Source organism: Enterobacter cloacae complex sp.6700776 (assembly GCF_048284255.1).
Taxonomy (GTDB): domain Bacteria; phylum Pseudomonadota; class Gammaproteobacteria; order Enterobacterales; family Enterobacteriaceae; genus Enterobacter; species Enterobacter intestinihominis.
Map to the genome: position 1 here is coordinate 1 of NZ_JBLVYK010000099.1, position 344 is coordinate 344.

Consider the following 344-nt stretch of genomic DNA (forward strand, 5'->3'; position numbering starts at 1 on the left):
GGCATGAACAACCAGATTCTGCAGCAGGCCGACCCCCTTAATGGAATCAGCCAGTTCGCTGACGGACTCCGCAGAATACGGCACCGTGCGCACATTCAGTGGTGACTTAATCAGCGAGGCCAGCGGCACGCTCACTTCCTCCGTCTGCGCCAGCAGGGCAGACAGGACAGTTTCCTGCGTTTTTACAGATTTACGGCTTGCTTTGCGGGTGGTTTCTGGTTCACACTTCGTTACAGGCATAATCATCCCCTTATAATTGCTTATGTCCTGCCGGACGTTCGCGCGTCCGGCACCTCTCTTACTTAAGAATCCCGAAATCCCTGATGTACTGGTTCATCCAGTAC

General features: G+C 53.8%; 1 protein-coding gene. It reads right to left on the reverse strand.

What is annotated here, in order from left to right:
• Positions 1-240: ParB N-terminal domain-containing protein (locus tag ACNQ0T_RS23395; RefSeq protein ID WP_417930402.1), on the reverse strand; the 240-nt coding region annotated here is incomplete at its 3' end.
• Positions 241-344 lie beyond the last annotated feature (104 nt).